Below are 20,329 nucleotides of genomic sequence, written 5' to 3'. Positions count from 1 at the left end.
ACTTTCGTTAACAGGTTATCGACCCATAAAAGGATAGCTTTACGACTAACAGTCAATACGGCACGGACTGGCCGGAACCTCCTCCCGTGAGTTACCCTTACGGCTTATGTGTGTTTTCCCACAAGGATTCTAGAATGTCCGAGCCAGTTAAACTGCGCGCTCACAACCAGGCCCATTGCAAGGATTGCAGCCTGGCACCCCTCTGCCTGCCACTTTCGCTGAATTTGGAAGACATGGACGCGCTGGACGAAATCGTCAAACGTGGCCGCCCATTGAAAAAAGGCGAATTCCTGTTCCGTCAGGGTGACGGCTTCGACTCGGTGTACGCCGTGCGTTCGGGCGCCCTGAAAACCTTCAGCCTGAGCGACAGCGGCGAAGAACAGATCACCGGCTTCCATCTCCCCAGCGAGCTGGTAGGCCTGTCAGGCATGGACACCGAAAGCCATCCCGTCTCGGCCCAGGCGCTGGAAACCACCTCGGTGTGTGAAATCCCCTTCGAACGCCTCGATGAGCTGGCACTGCAACTGCCACAGCTGCGTCGCCAGCTGATGCGGGTCATGAGCCGGGAAATCCGCGATGACCAGCAAATGATGCTGCTGCTGTCGAAAAAGACCGCTGACGAGCGTATCGCCACGTTCCTGGTCAACCTGTCCGCGCGCTTCCGCGCCCGGGGCTTCTCGGCCAACCAGTTCCGCCTGAGCATGTCGCGCAACGAAATCGGCAACTACCTGGGCCTGGCGGTGGAAACCGTGTCCCGGGTGTTCACCCGTTTCCAGCAGAACGAGCTGATTGCCGCCGAAGGCAAGGAAGTGCACATCCTCGATCCGATCCAGCTCTGCGCCCTCGCCGGCGGCTCGGTGGAGGGCTGATCCACAGCCTGTGCGGCTGAGCCAGGCGGCTCGGTCGCGGGTATACTGGCGCGGCCTATTTGCCCGCCAGGACACCTGAAGATGGCCTTCGATTCCTTCGACATCAAATCCCTGATACGCCCCGTCATCGACTTCCCGAAACCGGGCGTGATCTTCCGCGACATCACCCCCCTGTTCCAGTCTCCCCGGGCCCTGCGCCTGGTGGCGGACAGCTTCGCCCAGCGTTATGTCGAAGAAGACTTCAGCCACATCGGCGCCATGGACGCACGGGGTTTTCTGATCGGCTCGATCATCGCCTACCAGTTGAACAAGCCGCTGATCCTGTTCCGCAAACAGGGCAAGCTGCCGGCCGACATCCTGGCCGAGGGCTACCGGACCGAGTACGGCGAAGCCTTCATTGAAGTCCACGCCGACAGCCTGTGTGAAGGCGACTCGGTGCTGTTGATCGATGACCTGATCGCCACCGGTGGCACCCTGATCGCCGCCGCCAATCTGGTACGGCGCATGGGGGCGAAGGTCTATGAAGCCGCGGCGATCATCGACCTGCCGGAACTGGGCGGCTCGCAGAAGCTGCAGGACATGGGGATCCCGACCTTCTGCCTGACCCAGTTTTCCCTGACCGAGCGCTAGCCTGCACCTACAGCCCCATCTGCTTGCTGATGATTTCGTTCATCACCTCGCGAGTGCCGCCGCCGATCGACAGAATGCGGTTGTCGCGATACAGGCGCTCCACCAGGCTTTCGCGCATGTAGCCCATGCCACCGAGGATCTGCACCGCATCGTGGGTAATACGGTCGGCGGTATCGGTGGCGAAGTTCTTGGCCATGGAAATTTCCTTGATCACACTCTTGCCGGCGGCCATCTTCGCCGCCTGGCGATAGGTGAACTCCCGGGAAACTTCCAGGGCCGTGGCCATCTCCGCCAGACGGTGCTTGAGCACCTGGAACTTGGCGATGGGCTTGCCGAACGCCTCCCGCTCGCGCGCCCACTTCAGGCTTTCCTCCAGGGCCATCTGTGAGGTCATGTTGGCCATCAGGGCCAGGGCCAGGCGTTCGCTCTGGAAGTTGCCCATGATGCAGGCAAAGCCCATGTTCTCGGCGCCGATCAGGTTGCCCACCGGCACCCGGCAATCGTCGAAGAACAGCTCGGCGGTATCCGAGGCCCACCAGCCCATCTTTTTCAACTGCCGACCCACAGTGAAGCCCGGCGTGCCCTTTTCGACCAGCAACAGGCTGATACCGCCGTAGCCAGGTTCGCCGGTGCGCACCGCAACGGTGTAGAAGTCGGCGCGCACGCCACTGGTGATGAAGGTCTTGCTGCCACTGAGCCGGTAATGATCGCCATCGCGCACGGCGCGGGTCTGCAGGTTGGCCACGTCCGAGCCGCCGCCGGGCTCGGTGACCGCCAGGGCGCTGATCTTCTCCCCGGACAACACCAGCGGTGCGACCCGCTCGCGCAATTCGGGGCGGGCCCATTTGACGATGGGCGGCAGGCCGATATCCAGGGAACCGAGGCCCGCCACCAGGCCGCCGGAGCCACTGCGCATCAACTCCTCGCTGGCGGCGATCTTGGCGAACAGATCACCCTCATGGCTGCCGCCCAGGGCCTCGGGGTAACCGATGCCCAGAAGCCCGGCGGCCCCGGCCTTGAGGTACAGCTCACGGGGGAAACTGCCCGCCTCCTCCCACTCGTCGATCTGGGGAAGGATTTCACGCTCGACGAAACGTCGCACGCTGTCGCGGACCAACTGGTGGCTGGGGTCGAAGTATTCCTGGCAGGCAGACATCGGCAAGCTCCTCTGAAGGGTCGAAGGAACTTACCAAGCGCTTGCTTGGTTTTCAAGAGAATGCGTGGCGCATCCTTCGCCAGTCAGCCGGCTTCCGCAGCCTTACAACGCTATGGGTTTGCGACCGGCAAAGGAGTGAGCCAGGGTGCCGCCATCCACCAGTTCCAGCTCGCCGCCCAGAGGCACGCCGTGGGCGATGCGCGAGGTGATCAGGCCCTTGTTGGTCAGCAGTTGGGCGATGTAGTGCGCAGTGGCTTCGCCTTCCACCGTCGGGTTGGTGGCCAGGATCACTTCGCTGAAGCTGCCCTGCTCCTCGATACGCGCCAGCAACTGCGGAATGCCGATGGCCTCCGGGCCCAGGCCATCCAGAGGCGACAGGTGGCCTTTGAGCACGAAGTAGCGCCCGCGATAGCCGGTCTGCTCCACCGCGTACACATCCATCGGCCCTTCCACCACGCACAGCAGGGTGTCGTCGCGACGCGGGTCGGCACACTGCGGGCACAGCTCGTCTTCGGTCAGTGTCCGGCACTGGCGGCAATGCCCCACGCCTTCCATGGCCTGGCTCAGGGCCTGCGCCAGGCGCAAGCCGCCACTGCGATCACGCTCGAGCAGTTGCAGGGCCATGCGCTGGGCGGTTTTCTGACCCACGCCCGGCAAGGTGCGCAGGGCATCGATCAGTTGGCGAATCAGGGGGCTGAAGCTCATGGGCAAAGGTCCGACAAAAACAACGAGACGCGGTTTATACCCGCGCCTCGGGGTAGCGTCAAATGCTCGCGTCCGGGGCGACCTTGACCACCAGCTTGCCGAAGTTGCGCCCCTCCAGCAGGCCAATGAAGGCTTCTGGTGCCTGCTCCAGTCCCTCGACCACGTCCTCCTTGAACTTGACCTTGCCTTCGCGCACCCAGGGCGCCATGGCCTTGATGAACTCCGGATGGCGGTCGCCATAGTCGTCGAAGACAATAAAGCCTTGGATGCGTACCCGCTTGGTGAGCAAGGTGCGCTGCAGCAGTGGCAGGCGATCCGGCCCCGGCGGCAGCGCCTGGGCGTTGTACTGGGCGATCAGCCCGCACAGGGGAATACGCGCCCTGGGGTTGAGCAGGGGCAGTACCCCGTCGAAGACCTTGCCACCGACGTTCTCAAAATAGATGTCCACGCCCTTGAAGCAGGCCTGGGCCAGTTCGTCGGCAAAGTCGGGGCTCTTGTGATCGATGCAGGCATCAAAACCCAGCTCCTCGACCACATAGCGGCATTTGTCGGCGCCACCGGCCACGCCCACCACCCGCAGCCCCTTGAGCTTCGCCACCTGCCCCACCACCGACCCCACGGCGCCGGAGGCCGCACCCACCACCAGGGTTTCCCCGGCCTTGGGCTGGCCGATGTCCATCAGCCCCATGTAGGCGGTCATTCCGGGCATGCCGAGCACACCCAGGGCCATGGAAGGGCTGGGCAGGCCATAGGGCACCGGGATCAGGTTGCGGCCATCGCAAATGCAGTGGCTCTGCCAACCAGTGGCGCCCACCACCAGGTCGCCCTCCTGGAACTTGGGGTTGAGCGAACGCTCGACCCGGCTCACTGCACCGCCGGTCATGACCTCGTCTATTTCCACCGGCGCCGCATAGGACGGGGCATCACTCATGCGCCCGCGCATGTAGGGGTCCAGGGACAGGTAGAGGGTCTTCAACAGCACCTGTCCATCAGCCAGTTCCGGCAAGGCCACCCGCTCCAGGCGGAAATTCTCCGGGACCGGCGCGCCTTCGGGCCGAGAGACCAGTACCACGCGCTGATTGAGGGTCAATGTTTGCGGCATCATGGACACTCCTTTAGGGAAGGTTGAATGAAAGGGTATAGGTTGCAGACCCTGTGAATAGCATCACGTTCGATGTTTCTGCAGATGGATCTGCTGTGGCCTCCGTCGGCCAGCCGGCTGCTACCCACAGCGCAGTGCTGATCGCCAGGGCAAAAAAAAGCCAGGCTCAAGGCCTGGCTTTATGTAGTCCATCCGATGCGCTTGCGCGAATCAGAACGGCAATTTCATGCCTGGGGGCAGTTGCATGCCGGCAGTCATGCCGGACATCTTTTCCTGGCTGTTGGACTCGATCTTGCGCACGGCGTCGTTCACCGCAGCGGCAAACAGGTCTTCGAGCACTTCACGGTCATCTTCGCTGACGCCTTCCAGCAGGCTCGGGTCGATGCTCACGCGCTTGATGTCATGACGGCCGGTCATGACTACGGTGACCATGTCGCCGCCAGCCTTGCCGGTGACTTCGGCATTGGCCAGTTCTTCCTGCATCTTGGCCATTTTTTCCTGCATCTGCTGTGCCTGCTTCATCAGGCCGGCCATGCCACCTTTCATCATGGGAATTACCTCAAAGTACGGGGATGGAAACGGCGCCCGGCCCCTGGCCCGGCGCCCTTTGAATGATCAGCCCTGAGCCGCCAGGGCCTCGACAGGTTCAATAGTATCGTGGCGCACCACTGCACCGAACTCCTGGACCATCCGCTGGATGAACGGATCACCATGGATCGACTCCTCGGCCTCGCGCTGACGATCGGCACGGCGCCGTGATGCAGCCTGGGCCGGGGTTTCCTGCTCGGGCTTGATCAGCTCGATCGCCAGGGTCAGGGTACGCCCGTGGTACTGGTTCAGGGCGTCGTTGAGGCGACGCTGCTGGGTGGCGTTGAACAGTGCGCTGTGGGCCGGGTCCAGGTGCAGCAGCCAATGGTCGCCGTCCACGGCCATCAGGGTACAGTTGGCGGCGATGCTGCCGGTCATGCCCGAGATCGGCAGTTTCGGGAACAGCTGCAGCCATTCCAGGGCCAGGCCAGTGGCCGGCTTGGCAGCAGGTTCGGGCTCGGGTTCCGGTGCCGGATCGGCTGCGTGCTCACTGGCCAGTTCGTCCAGGTAGCTGTAGGCCGAATCCATGTCCGGCTCGATATAGTCCTCGTCCAGCGGCGGCTCGTCGTCCAGGTCGATACCCGGAGTGGCGGCGTCGACCTCCGCCACCGTGGGTTCCGGCACCGGGGCGCTGACCCACTCCGGCGCGTCCGGCACCACGCTGTCCGGCGTCGGGGTCGGCATCGGCGTCAGCTCAGGCTGCTCGGCGGCCACCTCCAGCACCGGCTCGACCGCTGGCTGCTGTTCGATCTGTGGCTCCACCGGATCGTTCCAAGGCAGGTCGACCACCGTTTCGGCAACCACCGGCTCGGGTTCGACAGCGACCGCTTCGGCCACAGGGGGCGCGACAGGTTCGGGCGCGGCAACAGGTGCTGGCGCCACTGGAGCACTCACAACCGGAGCCGGGGCAACGGTCGCTACAGGCACGGCAGGTGCCGGCGCCGCCACGGCTTGGGCGGAATCAACTGTGGCCTGGCTGATCCCCACTGGCTTTAGCGGCTGTCTCGGTGCATCCGCGGTATCGGCTGGGCGGAAGGCCAGCATTCGCAGCAGGACCATTTCAAAGCCGCCGCGCGGGTCCGGCGCCAACGGCAGGTCGCGCCGACCGATCAGGCCCATCTGGTAATAGAACTGCACGTCTTCGGCAGGCAGGGCCTGGGCCAGGGCCAGCACCCGGTCACGATCGCCGTGCCCGTTGTCGACCCCTTCCGGCAATGCCTGGGCAATCGCCACCCGGTGCAGCACGTTGAGAATTTCCGAAAGCACGCCGTTCCAGTCCGGCCCCTGCTCCGCCAAATGCCGCACCGCCTCGAGCAACGCCTTGGCGTCGCCGTTGATCAGCGCATGCAGCACGTCATAGACCTGGCCGTGATCGAGGGTGCCGAGCATGGCCCGCACATCGGCCGCCATGACCTTGCCTTCACCGAAGGCAATCGCCTGGTCGGTGAGGCTCATGGCATCGCGCATCGAGCCATCGGCGGCGCGGCCCAGCAGCCACAGGGCGTCATCCTCGAACGGCACGTTCTCCACGCCCAGGACGTGGCTCAAGTGCTCCACCACCCGTTCCGGGGTCATGTTCTTCAGGGAGAACTGCAAGCAGCGCGAGAGGATGGTCGCCGGCAGCTTCTGCGGATCAGTGGTCGCCAGGATGAACTTGACGTAGGGCGGCGGCTCTTCGAGGGTCTTGAGCAGGGCGTTGAACGAGTGGCTGGAGAGCATGTGCACTTCGTCGATCAGGTAGACCTTGAAGCGCCCGCGGCTCGGTGCGTATTGCACGTTATCCAGCAATTCACGGGTATCCTCGACCTTGGTCCGGCTCGCGGCGTCGATCTCGATCAGGTCGACAAAGCGCCCCTCATCGATCTCGCAGCACACCGAACAGGTGCCACAGGGCGTGGAAGTGATACCTGTTTCACAGTTCAGGCATTTGGCAATGATTCGCGCGATGGTGGTCTTGCCCACCCCGCGAGTGCCGGTAAACAGGTAGGCGTGGTGCAGCCGCTGGCTGTCCAAGGCATTGATCAGAGCCTTGAGCACATGGGTCTGGCCGACCATTTCGCGGAACGAGCGCGGACGCCATTTACGTGCAAGAACCTGATAACTCATCGAAAACCGTCGCAACTGGAAAGCGGAAGCCGGTAATGCTAGCGGAGCAAGGGCGAAATTGCATCCGGCGCGCTCGTCTAATCTGTCTAAGCTTGCATTTTGCAAAGGATTGCTCGCCCGCCGACACCCTGGAGACTGTATGCGTTTGACCTGGTGCGCCCTGTTTCTCTTCAGCGCCAGCCTGGAAGCCGCAGAGCCGCCCCTGCGCTTTGCCATCGCCGACAGTTGGACCATGCCGGCCATCGAGGTCGAAGGCGACCAGCCCACCGATGGCATCCTTTTCGACACCATGAACAGCCTGGCCCGGCACCTGGGTACCCCGGCGCAGTTTCATGTCCTGGCCCGGGCCCGGGTGCAGAACGCCATGGCCCAGGGCGAAGTCGACGTGCGCTGCTACGCTGCCCAGGCCTGGCTGCCGAACCTCTCTGGGGATTACCTGTGGAGCGTGCCGCTGTTCATCCAGCGCAACCTGCTGGTGAGCACCCATCCGGAGCCCTCGGTGGTCAACCTGCAGCAACTGTCGCGCCAGCATATCGGCACCGTCCTCAGCTATACCTACACCCCCTTGCAGCCGCTGTTCGACACCAACCAGCTGATACGCGACGACGCCCGCAACGAGGAGCAGGTGCTGCAGAAACTGGTGGTCGGGCGTTACCGCTACGCCATCGCCAGCCAGTGGACCCTGGACTGGTTCAACAAGACCCAGGCCACCGGCAACCCGCTGTACAGCGTCGCGGTGCTGCAGGAGCAGGCCGTCGGCTGCTATGTACGCAACGATCCGAGAGTGCCGGCCCAGCGCATCCTGCGCACCCTGTTGCGAATGAAGATGTCCGGCGAGATCGACGCCATCATCCAACGTTACGTCGGCCCTCAGGACGACGCTCAGCCTCCCGACATCGCCTCGCCCTGAAGCTCGTCGCTTCGCCATGCCCGCGGTGGCTCAAAGCTACGCACCCAGTCCAGCACCGCCTCGGCGGGCATTGGTGGCGCAATGAAATCCCCCTGGGCGACGTCGCAGCCAAGGGCCATCAAGCGCTCGCCATGCGCCAGGCTTTCCAGCCCCTCGGCCACCACGCGCCGGCCAAAGGCCTGGGCCAGCCCCACCAACGCCTGGATCAGCGCCTGATCGTCCGCGTCGTGCAGCATGTCGCGCACGAACAGCCGGTCGATCTTGATGGTATGGGTGCGCAGGCGCTTGAGGTAGCTGAGGGACGAATGGCCAGTGCCGAAGTCCCCCAGGGAGAACTGCACGCCAAATCCCTGGCAGGCATCGAGGCAATCGCTGACCCGCTGGATATTGTCGATGGCCACCGACTCGACGATTTCCAGGTCCAGCAACGCCGGCAACACATCCGGATAGCGATCGAGCATGTCCTTGAGCCGCTCGACGAAGTCCGGGCGCTGGAAATGCCGGGCCGCCACGTTCAGGCTCACCGGCCAGCCCAGCCCCGCCTGCTGCCAGCCTTGCAGGCGGGTCATCACCTGGTCCATGACCCATTCGCCGATCTCGACGATCAGGTCGGTCTCCTCCACCTGCTGCAGAAACTCCTGGGCCCCCAGCATGCCGCGCTGCGGGTGCTGCCAGCGCAGCATCGCCTCGAAGCCCACCACCTCACCGGTGCGCATGTTCACCTTGGGCTGGAAGTACAGGCGCAACTCGCCTGCGAGCAAGGCCTGGCGCACCTGCTCGACGGTCTGATAGGTGACCATCACTTCACGGTCGCGCAGTACATCGAACAGGTGGAAGCGGTTGCGTCCGCTCTGCTTGGCCACGTACATGGCCTGGTCGGCGTGGCGCAACAAGGTGTCGGCGTCGTGGTTGTCGGTGGGGTACAGGGTCACGCCGATGCTGGCGAAGACGTTGATGTCCTTGCCCTGGATCGAGTACGGCTGGGAAATGGTCGCCAATACCCTTTGCAACGCCGCGCGCAGCTCCAGCATGTCGCGCACGTAACGCAAAATCAGCACGAACTCGTCGCCGGCCAGGCGAGCCACCACGTCCTCGCCGCGGATGATCGAACGCAGCCGCGCAGCCACCTCCACCAGCAGCAGGTCGCCACAGGCGTGGCCATAGCCGTCATTGACCGCCTTGAAGCCATCCAGGTCGAGCATGCAGACCGCCAGGGGAATATCCTGCGCCCGGGAGAAATCCAGAGCCTGGTGCAGCAGGTCCGAGAGAAAGGCCCGGTTGGGCAGCCCGGTAAGCACGTCGTGGCCGACCCGCCATTGCAACGAATGCAACAGCTGACGCTTTTCGCTGACATCGAAGCGGATCGACACATAACGCACCACCTGCCCGGAGCGCTGATCCACCAGCGGCACCATGGTGCTGTCGACCCAGTACAGGCTGCCGTCCTTGGCGCGGTTGCAGATCTCGCCCTTCCACACCCGGCCCTGGGTAATGGTCTGCCACAACTCGGCAAAAAACTCCGGCGGATGCAGCCCGGAACTGAGCATGCGGTGGTTGGCGCCGATCAGTTCTTCACGGCTGTAGCCCGAGACCTGGCAGAACAGATCGTTGACATAAGTGATGCTGCCGCCCAGGTCCGTCTCGGAGAAGATGGCGGCGGCATCGACGGCCCTGCGGTATTTCTCATCCATGAGTCGAACTCACTGTCGCTAGCGGTTGAACCGCTCGACCAGGGCACGCAACCCGGAAGAGATGTTTTCCAGCTCGGCGCCGCGAACCACTCCGGCGCTGGCATTCTCGGCAGTGCGCTGCACAGTGACGGCGACACTGTTGATCTGTTCGGACACCGATTCGGCTACATGGGACTGCTCCTGGGATGCCGCGGCCATTTGCTGGCTCATATCGGTAATGCGCTCCACTGCCGCGCCGATGCCTTGCAGCGCCTGCTGGGCCTGGACCACCTGCTGCACGCCCTGCTCCGCCTCCTCAATGCCCAGGCTGGCGATCTGCACGGCTTCGTCGGCCCCGGCGCGCAGGCTCTGGATGATGCCCTGGATCTGCTGGGTCGACTCGCGGGTCTTGCCGGCCAGGGCCCGCACCTCATCGGCGACCACGGCAAAACCACGGCCCTGCTCACCAGCTCGGGCTGCCTCGATGGCCGCATTCAGGGCCAGCAGGTTGGTCTGGTCGGCAATCGCCTGGATCATGCTCGCCGCCACCATGATCTCCTGGGTCTGCCCGGCCAGGTCGCCCACGGCCTGGTTGATCTGGGTCACGGTGCGCGCCAGCAACTGGATGGCATCCCGCGAGGTGCCGGCCACCTCACTGCCCTGCCGGGCCAGCAGGTTGGCGGTGTGGGCTTCGCTGGCGGTGTGCTGGACGTGTTCAGCGACCTCGGTGATTGAAGCAGCCATCTGGGTCATGGCGGCCGCGGTCATGTCGGTTTCCGCCCGCTGCTCCAGCAGCGCCGACTCGGTGCGGCTGGACAATTGGCTGGAATCGGCCGCTGCGGTAGCCATCTGCCGGGCCAGATCGCTGAGGCGGGTCAGGGCGGTCTTTAGGCGCGCCTCCTCACTGATCAGGATCATCTGCAACTGCGCCGCCGGCCCCAGTGCTTCGCTGTAGGCCAGGGCGCAGATCGGATCGGCAAAGGTGTTCGGTGTGCTACTGACAATCTGCTTGAGCTGCTGCCCCAGGCGGCGCTGGGCCAGCAGCCCGACAGCCACGAAACCCGCGACCGTACAGCCCTGGGCGGCCAGCGTCGGCAGCCAGTGGAAGGCGGCCAGGCAGCCTACCGCCACCGCCACCGGCAGCAGCAAGGGCCGGGCTGCGGCCTCGATGCGGCGCCAGGCGCAAACCGGCGCCTTGTCGGCCCGCAGGCGCGCATACAAGGTTTCGGCGCGGCTGACCTGCTCTCGGCTTGGCTTGACCCGCACCGACTCGTAGCCCACCAGTTTTCCGTCCTCCAGGATCGGCGTGACATAGGCGCTGACCCAATAGAAATTGCCGTTCTTGCAACGGTTCTTCACCACACCCATCCAGCTCTGGCCGGCCTTCAGGTAACCCCACATCGACTCGAACACCGCCGCCGGCATGTCCGGGTGGCGAACCAGGTTATGGGTGCTGCCGATCAGTTCGGCCTGGCTGAAACCGCTCATCGCTGCGAACTCGGCGTTGCAGTACGTGATGTGACTGTTGATGTCGGTGGCGGATATGAGCCGCTGCTGGTCGGGAAAGGTCTGCTCAACAGAGGTGACCGGCAAATTGAGACGCACTTTAGAACTCCATAGACAGCCTGCGATCAACAGTTACCGGCACCCGGCAAGAGGCTGATTCGCGATGTACTTTCCTGGCGGTACGGCTCAATCGGAAGGTTCGCCCTGATTGCAGCCGTACAGCGGTTTGCGCGGCAGTTGACCATCGATTCGACGGAGATCAACTAGGATCAGATGAGGCGTCAGGTGGGGACGGCGGACGGAGCGTTGGCGGGATTTACGAGACGTTCGAGCCTCTGCCAAGTCCTTGGTTTAGGTGAACAAGGGAAATGCAATGATTTCTTGTTTCATAAACCAGCCTTCTGAAACTAGATCACCAAATACCTGTCCGAAGCGCCGATTCTACGAAATACATCACATTTTGCAAAGCAAGGTGATGAACCATGGTGTTGTCTAATGCCAATATTTATCGTTAAGTTCTTGATTCTAAATGGGAATTGAGCGATGCAAATTTCAAGTTTGGGTGCAGCCATCAAGCGCTATCGAAAGGTAGCGGGGCTTACTCAGGCTGAACTAGGTGAAAAAACCGGTTTTGACCCAAAAACCATCAGCCGCTTCGAAACCGGCACCTACACCCCCAGCGTTGAAGCTCTATTTCTGCTAGCCGAAGTACTGGGAGTGAAGCTGAAAGCCTTCTTCGCCGATCTGGGCGACGAAGAGGAACAGCGGGCTTATTTGTTCGGTGTCATTCACAAAGCCACCCCGAAGGATCTGGGAAAGCTGATAGCAGCGGTAGACCAGGCCTTGTCCAAGCCTTGAGCCCCGCAACAAATCAACTCCAAGAGGCAGGTTTATCGACACCGATAAGCCGGCCTCTTTTTCAATCGACGACTCCTGACAGGAACTGACAGGCCAGCCCCCTAAGCTTGCGCCCAACGCACAACCCAAAGGCCTCTGGAGTCGCCATGATCACCAACACCTATTTCCTGCTCTACGTGGACAGCCCTGCCCTCAGCGCAGAGTTCTACAGCCGCTTGCTGGATAAACCGCCGGTGGAATCCGGCCCGACTTTCGCCTTGTTCATCCTCGACTCGGGGATCAAGCTTGGCCTCTGGTCCCGACACACTGTCCAGCCGAGCGCTCAGGCCGTCGGCGGTGGCGGCGAACTGGGCTGGGCCGTGGACAGCCGCGAAGCGGTGGATGAACTGCATCGGCACTGGCAAGCCCTGGGGATGGCCATCGCCCAGCCGCCGACCCAGATGGATTTCGGCTACACCCTGGTGGCCCTCGACCCGGACGGCCACCGCCTGCGGGTGCTGTACCTGACCATCGACTGAGTCGCCAGCCCGTAAACGGCGCCGGCATCGGCGCCCGACCCTGCAGCAAAATAAAACCGACCGCCACATTGAGCCGCCCGGCACTCATCGTTATCCTCCCCGCCAACTTGTCACAAAATGTAAGGGAATACGATGAAGTACCTGCGCCTCCTCTTGGCCATGGCCGCCCTCTGCGCCATGCCCTTTCTTGCCAGCGCCGCCACCGCGCCCGAGAGCAAGGACGCCGAACCCCAGACCGCCGAACAGTTTCTCGCCTCTCTCTCCCCACGCCACGGCAACGTCAAGCTGCCCGGGGATATCGCCAACCTCGATCTGAGCAAGGAGTTCTACTACCTCAACCCCAAGGACACCGAGAAGCTGCTCACCGAGGGCTGGGGCAATCCACCTGGCTTCACCACCCTGGGCATGATCGTGCCCAGCGCCGTCAGCCCGCTGTCCGCCGAAGGCTGGGGCGTGATCATCAGCTACAAGAACGATGGGCACATCTCCGACGACGACGCCGCGAAGATCAACTACCAGGACCTGCTCAAGCAGATGCAGGAAGCGGACGAGGAAGACAACAAGCAGCGCCAGGAACAGGGCTACGGCGCCATTCACCTGTTGGGCTGGGCCGAGCAGCCAAGCTATGACGCGCAATCGCACAAGATGTACTGGGCCCGTGAACTCAAGGCCGAAGGCGCCCAGAGCCACACCCTGAACTACAGCATCCGCGTGCTGGGCCGCGAAGGCGTGCTGGAACTCAATGCCGTGGCTTCAATGGACGACCTGGACACCATCAAGCGCGAGATTCCCAAGGTGCTGGCCTTTACCAACTTCACCGACGGCAACCGCTACGCCGACTACAACCCGAGCACCGACAAACTGGCTTCCTACGGCCTCGCCGCCCTGGTGGCCGGCGGCCTCGCCAGCAAGGCCGGGCTCTTCGCCAAGCTCGGCGTACTGCTCCTGGCCGGCAAGAAATTCATCGTCCTGGGGGTATTGGGCCTTGCCGCCCTCATCGGCCGCCTGTTCAAGAAAAAGAGCTGAATCCCGCCCGGCAGCGCCCCGCCATTGCGCGGCGCTGGCACTTGCAAGGCCGGCACTAGCGGCCTTGCCCGGCAGGCACCTCATTGGCAGGTGTCGCCGACAAGCGCCGGCGCCACCGCCAACGCCCGTCCAATTGCATCGCCATCACGCTACCCAGCACCACCGCCGCCCCCAGCACCACGCTGGACTGCAGAGTTTCGCCCAGCACCGTCGCGGCCAGCAGCATCGCCACCGGCGGAATCAGGTACATGGCGATCGACGCGCGGCTGACCTCGACCCGTGCCAGCACATAGGCCCAGGCCAGGTAAGCCAATGCACTGGGAAACAGCCCCAGCAATAGCACCGCCAGGTTCACCCGTAGTGATGCCTGGGCCACCGCCTGCGTCAGCCCGGGGGCATACACCAAGAGCAGTAGCGTACCGCCCCAGACCATGTAGCAGACAGTGGTCAACACCCCATAACGCCCGGAAAAGCGCCGCTGCAAGACGAAGTACAGCCCCCAGGAAAACGCCGCCAGAAGCACCAGCAGCCCTCGCGGCTCGATCGCCCCCAGGCCCTTGTCACCGGCCACCACCAGCACCGCCCCCAACAGCCCGATCACCACACAAAGCCAACGCCAGCCACTGACCGGCTCCCTGAGCCAGAAAAACGCGATCAGCGTGCTGAAGATCGGCGCGGACTGCGCCAGCACGCTGGATGCTCCGGCGCTCAGCCCTTGCTGGCCGTAGTTGAGGCTGACGTGATGAAAAGCGATGGCGAAGAAACCCAGTACCAGCAACCAGGGCAGGTCGCGCCAGCGCGGCAGGGAGATCTTCAGCACCAGCGCCATTGCGGCCATGAACAGCGAGGCAATCAGGAACCGCAGCAAGGCCAGGTGCCCGGGGCTGTAGCCCTCCAGGCCGATATGGATGCCCACCGGCGAATAGGCCCAACACAGAATCACCGCAGCGGTGGCCAGCACCAGCTTGAACAGGGGCGAGAGCATCACGACACAGATATCCAGAGGCAAGAAGAGGACCTGCAGTGTCCCGCCCTGCACAACTCACCACAATTAACCGATACTGAGGTTATTCCTCACTGGAAATGAGCAATGGAACTGACCCAACTGAAAATGGTGAAGGCCGTGGCCCGCACCGGCAGCATTGCCCGAGCGGCCGAGCAACTGCATTGCGTGCCGTCCAATATCACCAACCGCCTCAAGCAGCTGGAAGGCGAGCTGGGCACCGAGCTGTTTACCCGGGTCGGGCGCGGCCTGCGGATCAGCCCCGCCGGGGAAATCTTCCTCGGCTACAGTGAACGCATCCTGGCCCTGGTGGATGAAGCCAAACGTGCAGTGGACAACCAGGCCGAACCCAGCGGCCTGTTGCGCCTGGGCTCGATCGAGTCATGCGCCGGTGGGCGCCTGCCTCCCCTGCTGGCGCAATACCACAAGCGCTATCCGAAGGTGAGCGTGGAGCTGGTGACCGGAACCTGGTCGCAACTCTTTGAAGAGCTGCTGCACCAACGCATCGACGGCGCCCTGGTGGCCATCGACAGCCTGCCGGCCAAACTGCAACAGACCGTGCTCTACCACGAACCCCTGGTGCTGATCTCCAGCGGAAACAGCGCCCCTATCCGCAGCGCCAGCGACTTGCAGCACCACAACCTGTTCATGTGGCCGCCGGGCTGCCCCTATCGCCGCGCCCTGGAAAACTGGTTGGGCAGGCACGGTCTGAACCTGCCCATCACCGGCTATGCCAGCTGGGGCACCATCATCGGCTGCGTCAGCGTGGGGGCCGGGGTCTCGCTGATACCGGAAGGGGTGCTGGAGCGCTATTCGCAATCGGCCAACCTGAGCGTGCAGCGCTTCGACGACCTGCTACCGGTGGATAACCGTTTTGTCTGGCACAAGGATGTACAACACCATGGCGCCAGGGACGCCTTTGCGCAGTTGCTGAGGGAGCAGCTGGGGGCCTGACAGCCCGCAGCAACCTTGCAGGCAACACCGAGCATTTGGGCACAACGAGGCAGTCACGATGACTGAGCCCCCATCAGGGCGTCGATAAAGGGGGCCTTCTGCGCAAGGTACTCGCCAATGCCCTCGCGATTGCTGGCCTCAAGCCGAAACTTCAGATCCTGATACTGTTGGCGGATGCCGCTGTCCTGACGCAACAGATCGCGAAAGCGCAGCATGCGCCCCACCTGCTCATGACCGGCGACACAGACATGCACCTTGTGGGTGCGTATACCCTCTACATCGCGACGGTAAAAATGATGCCCGGGGGACAGATTGCTACCCCGGACATACCCCAGGGTCGCCATGAAGGCATTGCGCGCGGCTTCATCCACCTGCTCCGCGACCACCACCAGCAGATCGATTTCCGGCTTGGCCGCCAATCCTGGAACAGCAGTGCTCCCCACGTGATGAATATCCATCAGCTCGCAACCGAAGCCTTTGGCTATGCGCGCCTTCTCCCCTGCAAATGCCGCAGGCCAACGATCGTCATAGAGGGAGATCTTACTGGTTAGCGCCATGACCACTCCTTGATTCAAAGGCGTTGGATATTCCAGGAGCCCGCCGCCCGGGCCAACAGGACACAGGGATTGGCGAACCACAAACAAGGCGCACGACAACGGCACGTCAACAGAAATGCTGCACGAGCTCGAAGGTTGGCAGGAATTTTGATTCATCTCGTTGAGGACCAACGAGGAGCGTTATGGAGGCAACCCCACCAGCCACACCCCGGCACACAATGTTCCCGCTGTGGCTGCTGCCTTCCGGCTCTGACCAGGTTCACGGGTAATCGTTGCGGGGGGACCGATGGGGTCACCATAACGACGCTCGCCTGACGGCGAGCCGCGCCATTGTACCTATCTGAGTCGAACTTACAACCGCTGGCTGCAGATTAAAATTCGATGGGCTTCAAGCACTTGGCCGTGGCCCACCTGCCGTGGGGGCGAACTTGCTGGCGAAACAGGCATCGCGGTGCATCAGGGAAATCGCGCTGGGGCCTTCGCGAGCAAGCTCGCCCCTACAGGACGGAGAGGATCAGTCCAGGAACAGGACTTCGTCGGCGCGGCCGCCTTCCTGCTGGATCACCAGGTGGATGAAATGCAATTTGGCAATCACCGCGGGCGGCAGGATGAAGGGGTAGAAATCCGGTTGGCCCATGCTGCGGGACAGTTCGTTGAGCATGCCCGCCAGTTCGATCCAGGCGTTGACGAAAGCCAGGAACGCCGGCCCGCCTGGATGCTGCGGATCATAGAGGCTGCTCAAGGGAAACGGCTGGTAGTCGAGGTCGACGTCCCGGGCGCTCATGCCGAAACCCAAGGCGGTGTCCACTGCGTCCACCATGTGCAGGTAGTGAGCCCAGGTCTCCGCCCAGTCTTCCCAGGGGTGCATGGTGGCGTAGGCGCTGACATGGCTTTGCTGCCAGCCAGCCGGCGCGCCCTTCTGGTAGTGCCGCTCCAGAGCTTGCGCGTAGCTGTAGCGTTCATCGCCGAAGAGGCTGCGAAAGGCTTCCAGCCAGGGGCTGTTGGCTATCAACCGGTCCCAGTAGTAATGCCCCACTTCGTGACGGAAATGCCCGAGCAGGGTGCGGTAAGGCTCATGCATCTGGGCCCGGATCTTTTCCCGGTGGGCGTCGTCGGCTTCCTTGATATCCAGCGTAATGAGGCCGTTGGCATGCCCGGTAACCGGCGCCCTGCCCTCCAGATCGACACCGATGAAATCAAAGGCCAGCCCGGCCTGCTCATCTTCGCCCTTGGGGATCACCTGCAACCCCAGGTCAAGCAATTGCGCTACCAGCCGGCGCTTGGCAATTTCCACCTTGCGCCAGCGCTCCGGGTTCTCGGCTATGGACAGGTCGGGAATGGTGCGATTGAGCTTGCAGGCCACGCACAGGCTGTCGGTCAGATGCGCCGGCAGCAGCCAGTTGCAGGCTGCCGGGGTATCGAGGTTGGCGCAACGCCTGAAGGCGCCGGCTTCGGGCTTGGCATCCAGCACCCAGGTATCGCCCGCCGGCCCGGGCTGCAGGGAAGACAGCAGCCCCAGGTGTGGTGCGTAGCCAAGCAGTGCCGAACAGGCCAGGCACTGGCTGTTGCGAAAGAACAGCGATTGCCCGCAGCGGCAGGACCAGAGTTTGCTATTACGTGAACGGTCGCCGACGAAGGGTGCGGCGATCCGGGAACTGAGCTGCTCGAAGAAGCGGTACATGGCGAATCCTCCCTGGGGCTTGCCAAGACTAGATCATGGGCAAGCCTGTGGGGTTCCAAGATTCGTACCACTGCGCCGCTGGCGACGAGGCGCACCCGAAGGCACGGCAGCGGCTACAGGTCAGGTCGGGACGCCGTGCTCGGTCAGGAAAGCCACGAAGGCTTCTTCGTCCAGCACCTTGAGCCCCAGTTCGTTGGCCTTGGCCAGTTTGGAACCGGCGCCGGGGCCGGCCACCACGCAGTGAGTCTTCGCCGAGACCGAACCCGCCACCTTGGCACCAAGGCTTTCCAGCTTGTCCTTGGCCACGTCGCGGCTCATCAGTTCCAGGGAGCCCGTAAGCACCCAGGTCTGCCCCGCCAGCGACAGGCCCGCAACCACCTTCTTCTCGCTTTGCCAATGCATGCCAAAGGCCTGCAGCTGCTGCTCGATGGCCTGGGCCAGTTGTGCATTGGCCGGGTTGTCGAAGAATTCACGCACCGCCTTGGCCTGCTTCTCCGGCAGCGCCTGGCGCATGTCCAGCCAGTCGGCCTCGATCACGCCTTGCAGTGAGCCGAACTTGTCCGCCAGTTTCTGCGCGGCGCCCGGGCCTACTGAAGGGATGTTGAGCTTGTCGAGCATGCCGCCCAGGGTGGTGCTGGCGGCGAATTCGGCGCCCAGTTCGCCCTGATCCTGCAGTACCAGGCCGCATTGATCTGCCGCCAGCAGGGAACCGATGACTTCCTGGTTATGACTGTCCTCAAAGAAGCTGTGGATTTCGTGAGCCACTTCCAGACCGACATCCGGCAGATAGGTCAGCACTTGCGGCAGTGCCTGCTGAACCCGTTCCAGGCTGCCCAGGGAGCGCGCCAGGACCTTGGCGGTTTCCTCGCCGACATCCGGGATACCCAGGGCATAGATGAAGCGCGCCAGGGCCGGACGCTTGCTGTCTTCGATGGCCTTGAGCAGTTTGTTGCTGGACACCTCGGCAAAGCCTTCCAGGTCGATGATCTGCTCGTATTTGAGCCTGTAGAGATCAGCCGGCGAGGCAATAAGGTTCTCGTCCACCAACTGTTCGATGGTCTTGTCCCCCAGGCCTTCGATATCCATGGCACGACGGGACACAAAATGGATGATCGCCTGCTTGAGCTGGGCCCCGCAGGCCAGCCGGCCAACGCAGCGATACACCGCACCTTCGCTGACGGTTTCCCGGCCCTTGCTGCGCTTGACCAGTTGCGTGCGCTCTACGTGGGAACCACAGACCGGGCAGCTCTCGGGGATCTGCACCGGGCGGGCGTTCTCCGGACGACGCTCGGTCACCACTTGCACCACTTGCGGAATCACGTCGCCGGCACGGCGGATGATCACCGTGTCACCGATCATCAAGCCCAGGCGCGCCACTTCATCCATGTTGTGCAAAGTAGCGTTGGATACAGTGACCCCAGCCACCTTGACCGGCTGCAAGCGCGCCACCGGCGTCACGGCACCGGTACGACCGACCTGGAACTCCACGTCCAGCAACTCGGTGAGTTCTTCCATGGCCGGAAACTTGTGGGCGATGGCCCAGCGCGGTTCCCGGGCACGGAAACCCAGTTCCCGCTGGGAGGCGATGCTGTTGACCTTGAACACCACGCCGTCGATCTCATAAGGCAACGCATTGCGCCGCTCGCCGATCTCGCGGTAGTAGTCCAGGCATTCGTCGATGCCCTTGGCCAGCCGCAGTTCACGACTGATGGGCATGCCCCACTGCTTCAACCGTTCAAGGTTGCCGATATGGGTGTCGGCGATGTCCGCGCTGACCTGGCCCAGGCCATAGCAGCAGAACTCCAGGGGCCGACTGGCGGTGATCTTCGAATCCAGCTGGCGCAGGCTGCCCGCCGCTGCGTTGCGCGGGTTGGCGAAAGTCTTGCCGCCCGCTTCCAGTTGCGCAGCGTTCAGGCGCTCGAAGCCGGCCTTGGACATGAACACTTCACCGCGCACTTCCAGGGTTGCCGGCCAGCCACTGCCTTGCAGCTTGAGGGGAATGTTGCGCACGGTACGCACATTGACGCTGATGTCTTCACCGGTGGTGCCATCGCCACGGGTGGCGCCGCGTACCAGTACGCCATCCTGGTACAGCAGGCTGACTGCCAGGCCATCGAGCTTGGGCTCGCAGCTGTACTCCACCGCCGCGCCGCCACCGAACAGATCACCGGCCGGCAGGTCCAGGCCTTCGTTGACCCGGCGATCGAACTCGCGCATGTCGACTTCCTCGAAAGCGTTGCCGAGGCTGAGCATGGGGATTTCATGACGCACCTGGGTGAAGGCCGAAAGCGCTGCGCTGCCGACACGCTGGGTTGGCGAATCGCTGGTCACCAGTTCAGGGTGCTCGGCTTCCAGGGCCTTGAGCTCACGGAACAGCCGGTCGTATTCCGCATCCGGGATGCTGGGTTCATCCAGTACGTGGTAGCGGTAGTTGTGCTGGTCCAGCTCAGCGCGCAGCTCAAGAATGCGGGTTTCGGCGGCGGTCATGGG

Annotated in this window: 18 protein-coding genes and 1 other RNA gene; 7 read left to right on the top strand and 12 right to left on the bottom strand. The window is 63.1% G+C overall.

The window, feature by feature from the left end; all coding sequences use genetic code 11:
* Positions 1-134 precede the first annotated feature (134 nt).
* The gene (gene fnrA, locus PFLCHA0_RS09750) at positions 135-869 is read left to right on the top strand and encodes a Crp/Fnr family transcriptional regulator FnrA (RefSeq protein ID WP_011060230.1); all 735 of its coding nucleotides are present in this window, start codon (positions 135-137) and stop codon (positions 867-869) included.
* 81 nt (positions 870-950) lie between these two features.
* The gene (locus PFLCHA0_RS09745; protein WP_011060229.1) at positions 951-1,499 is read left to right on the top strand and encodes an adenine phosphoribosyltransferase; all 549 of its coding nucleotides are present in this window, start codon (positions 951-953) and stop codon (positions 1,497-1,499) included.
* 7 nt (positions 1,500-1,506) lie between these two features.
* Here the strand turns inward: PFLCHA0_RS09745 and PFLCHA0_RS09740 are convergent, their stop codons facing one another.
* From PFLCHA0_RS09740 to dnaX, 5 genes are all read right to left on the bottom strand, one after another.
* Positions 1,507-2,655, bottom strand: a complete 1,149-nt coding sequence (locus tag PFLCHA0_RS09740) for an acyl-CoA dehydrogenase family protein (protein WP_011060228.1) — start codon at positions 2,653-2,655, stop codon at positions 1,507-1,509.
* A gap of 102 nt (positions 2,656-2,757) precedes the next feature.
* A complete protein-coding gene (recR, locus tag PFLCHA0_RS09735) occupies positions 2,758-3,360 on the bottom strand; it encodes a recombination mediator RecR (RefSeq protein WP_011060227.1) in 603 nt (200 codons plus the stop codon).
* A 58-nt stretch (positions 3,361-3,418) separates the two neighbouring features.
* Positions 3,419-4,462, bottom strand: a complete 1,044-nt coding sequence (locus PFLCHA0_RS09730; protein ID WP_041752732.1) for an NADP-dependent oxidoreductase — start codon at positions 4,460-4,462, stop codon at positions 3,419-3,421.
* A gap of 210 nt (positions 4,463-4,672) precedes the next feature.
* Positions 4,673-5,011 (bottom strand): YbaB/EbfC family nucleoid-associated protein, encoded by a 339-nt coding sequence (locus PFLCHA0_RS09725; protein WP_015634779.1) that lies wholly within the window; start codon positions 5,009-5,011, stop codon positions 4,673-4,675.
* 66 nt (positions 5,012-5,077) lie between these two features.
* Complete coding sequence (gene dnaX, locus PFLCHA0_RS09720) at positions 5,078-7,156, bottom strand: DNA polymerase III subunit gamma/tau (protein WP_041752049.1); 2,079 nt, start codon at positions 7,154-7,156, stop codon at positions 5,078-5,080.
* Positions 7,157-7,295: 139 nt separating this feature from the next.
* Between dnaX and PFLCHA0_RS09715 the strand changes: the two genes are divergently transcribed.
* Entirely contained in the window at positions 7,296-8,066 is a 771-nt protein-coding gene (locus PFLCHA0_RS09715; protein WP_019093852.1) for a substrate-binding periplasmic protein, read from the top strand.
* Here PFLCHA0_RS09715 and PFLCHA0_RS09710 read toward each other — a convergent pair.
* Together PFLCHA0_RS09710 and PFLCHA0_RS09705 are read right to left on the bottom strand one after the other, a co-directional pair.
* The gene (locus tag PFLCHA0_RS09710) at positions 8,039-9,757 is read right to left on the bottom strand and encodes a putative bifunctional diguanylate cyclase/phosphodiesterase (protein ID WP_015634777.1); all 1,719 of its coding nucleotides are present in this window, start codon (positions 9,755-9,757) and stop codon (positions 8,039-8,041) included. The genes PFLCHA0_RS09715 and PFLCHA0_RS09710 overlap by 28 nt on opposite strands.
* Before the next feature lie 18 nt (positions 9,758-9,775).
* Entirely contained in the window at positions 9,776-11,341 is a 1,566-nt protein-coding gene (locus PFLCHA0_RS09705; RefSeq protein ID WP_041116893.1) for a methyl-accepting chemotaxis protein, read from the bottom strand.
* 444 nt (positions 11,342-11,785) lie between these two features.
* On the opposite strand from PFLCHA0_RS09705, the gene PFLCHA0_RS09700 reads away from it, so the two are divergent.
* From PFLCHA0_RS09700 to PFLCHA0_RS09690, 3 genes are all read left to right on the top strand, one after another.
* The gene (locus PFLCHA0_RS09700) at positions 11,786-12,100 is read left to right on the top strand and encodes a helix-turn-helix domain-containing protein (RefSeq protein ID WP_011060220.1); all 315 of its coding nucleotides are present in this window, start codon (positions 11,786-11,788) and stop codon (positions 12,098-12,100) included.
* Positions 12,101-12,246: 146 nt separating this feature from the next.
* Positions 12,247-12,618 (top strand): VOC family protein, encoded by a 372-nt coding sequence (locus PFLCHA0_RS09695; protein ID WP_015634775.1) that lies wholly within the window; start codon positions 12,247-12,249, stop codon positions 12,616-12,618.
* A 132-nt stretch (positions 12,619-12,750) separates the two neighbouring features.
* On the top strand, positions 12,751-13,644 hold the full coding sequence (locus PFLCHA0_RS09690; protein WP_015634774.1) for a DUF2167 domain-containing protein: 894 nt from the start codon (positions 12,751-12,753) through the stop codon (positions 13,642-13,644).
* Between the two features lie 55 nt (positions 13,645-13,699).
* On the opposite strand, the gene PFLCHA0_RS09685 is transcribed toward PFLCHA0_RS09690, so the two are convergent.
* Positions 13,700-14,629, bottom strand: a complete 930-nt coding sequence (locus PFLCHA0_RS09685; protein ID WP_041752046.1) for a DMT family transporter — start codon at positions 14,627-14,629, stop codon at positions 13,700-13,702.
* Between the two features lie 105 nt (positions 14,630-14,734).
* Between PFLCHA0_RS09685 and PFLCHA0_RS09680 the strand changes: the two genes are divergently transcribed.
* Entirely contained in the window at positions 14,735-15,601 is an 867-nt protein-coding gene (locus PFLCHA0_RS09680; protein WP_011060216.1) for a LysR family transcriptional regulator, read from the top strand.
* 53 nt (positions 15,602-15,654) lie between these two features.
* Here PFLCHA0_RS09680 and PFLCHA0_RS09675 read toward each other — a convergent pair whose 3' ends face one another.
* From PFLCHA0_RS09675 to ligA, 4 genes are all read right to left on the bottom strand, one after another.
* On the bottom strand, positions 15,655-16,158 hold the full coding sequence (locus PFLCHA0_RS09675; protein ID WP_015634772.1) for a GrpB family protein: 504 nt from the start codon (positions 16,156-16,158) through the stop codon (positions 15,655-15,657).
* A gap of 192 nt (positions 16,159-16,350) precedes the next feature.
* Positions 16,351-16,447, bottom strand: an RNA gene (gene ffs / locus PFLCHA0_RS31110) — signal recognition particle sRNA small type.
* 225 nt (positions 16,448-16,672) lie between these two features.
* Positions 16,673-17,839, bottom strand: coding sequence for a zinc-binding metallopeptidase family protein (locus tag PFLCHA0_RS09670; RefSeq protein WP_015634771.1), 1,167 nt, complete (start codon positions 17,837-17,839; stop codon positions 16,673-16,675).
* 120 nt (positions 17,840-17,959) lie between these two features.
* The gene (gene ligA / locus PFLCHA0_RS09665) at positions 17,960-20,326 is read right to left on the bottom strand and encodes an NAD-dependent DNA ligase LigA (RefSeq protein WP_015634770.1); all 2,367 of its coding nucleotides are present in this window, start codon (positions 20,324-20,326) and stop codon (positions 17,960-17,962) included.
* Positions 20,327-20,329: the final 3 nt, after the last annotated feature.

The sequence above is a fragment of the Pseudomonas protegens CHA0 genome (assembly GCF_000397205.1).
Taxonomy (GTDB): domain Bacteria; phylum Pseudomonadota; class Gammaproteobacteria; order Pseudomonadales; family Pseudomonadaceae; genus Aquipseudomonas; species Aquipseudomonas protegens.
The sequence above is the reverse complement of the archived record's forward strand: the minus strand, read 5'-3'. Positions and strand labels throughout refer to the sequence as shown.

Bases quoted from the DNA above. Each gene is read 5' to 3' on its own strand.
- fnrA (WP_011060230.1), top strand. From the start codon at position 135: ATGTCCGAGCCAGTTAAACTGCGCGCTCACAACCAGGCCCATTGCAAG.
- dnaX (WP_041752049.1), bottom strand. From the start codon at position 7,156: ATGAGTTATCAGGTTCTTGCACGTAAATGGCGTCCGCGCTCGTTCCGC.
- PFLCHA0_RS09700 (WP_011060220.1), top strand. From the start codon at position 11,786: ATGCAAATTTCAAGTTTGGGTGCAGCCATCAAGCGCTATCGAAAGGTA.
- PFLCHA0_RS09675 (WP_015634772.1), bottom strand. From the start codon at position 16,158: ATGGCGCTAACCAGTAAGATCTCCCTCTATGACGATCGTTGGCCTGCG.
- recR (WP_011060227.1), bottom strand. From the start codon at position 3,360: ATGAGCTTCAGCCCCCTGATTCGCCAACTGATCGATGCCCTGCGCACC.
- PFLCHA0_RS09710 (WP_015634777.1), bottom strand. From the start codon at position 9,757: ATGGATGAGAAATACCGCAGGGCCGTCGATGCCGCCGCCATCTTCTCC.
- PFLCHA0_RS09680 (WP_011060216.1), top strand. From the start codon at position 14,735: ATGGAACTGACCCAACTGAAAATGGTGAAGGCCGTGGCCCGCACCGGC.
- PFLCHA0_RS09690 (WP_015634774.1), top strand. From the start codon at position 12,751: ATGAAGTACCTGCGCCTCCTCTTGGCCATGGCCGCCCTCTGCGCCATG.
- PFLCHA0_RS09715 (WP_019093852.1), top strand. From the start codon at position 7,296: ATGCGTTTGACCTGGTGCGCCCTGTTTCTCTTCAGCGCCAGCCTGGAA.
- PFLCHA0_RS09745 (WP_011060229.1), top strand. From the start codon at position 951: ATGGCCTTCGATTCCTTCGACATCAAATCCCTGATACGCCCCGTCATC.
- PFLCHA0_RS09730 (WP_041752732.1), bottom strand. From the start codon at position 4,462: ATGCCGCAAACATTGACCCTCAATCAGCGCGTGGTACTGGTCTCTCGG.
- PFLCHA0_RS09740 (WP_011060228.1), bottom strand. From the start codon at position 2,655: ATGTCTGCCTGCCAGGAATACTTCGACCCCAGCCACCAGTTGGTCCGC.
- PFLCHA0_RS09725 (WP_015634779.1), bottom strand. From the start codon at position 5,011: ATGATGAAAGGTGGCATGGCCGGCCTGATGAAGCAGGCACAGCAGATG.
- PFLCHA0_RS09670 (WP_015634771.1), bottom strand. From the start codon at position 17,839: ATGTACCGCTTCTTCGAGCAGCTCAGTTCCCGGATCGCCGCACCCTTC.
- PFLCHA0_RS09685 (WP_041752046.1), bottom strand. From the start codon at position 14,629: ATGCTCTCGCCCCTGTTCAAGCTGGTGCTGGCCACCGCTGCGGTGATT.
- ligA (WP_015634770.1), bottom strand. From the start codon at position 20,326: ATGACCGCCGCCGAAACCCGCATTCTTGAGCTGCGCGCTGAGCTGGAC.
- PFLCHA0_RS09695 (WP_015634775.1), top strand. From the start codon at position 12,247: ATGATCACCAACACCTATTTCCTGCTCTACGTGGACAGCCCTGCCCTC.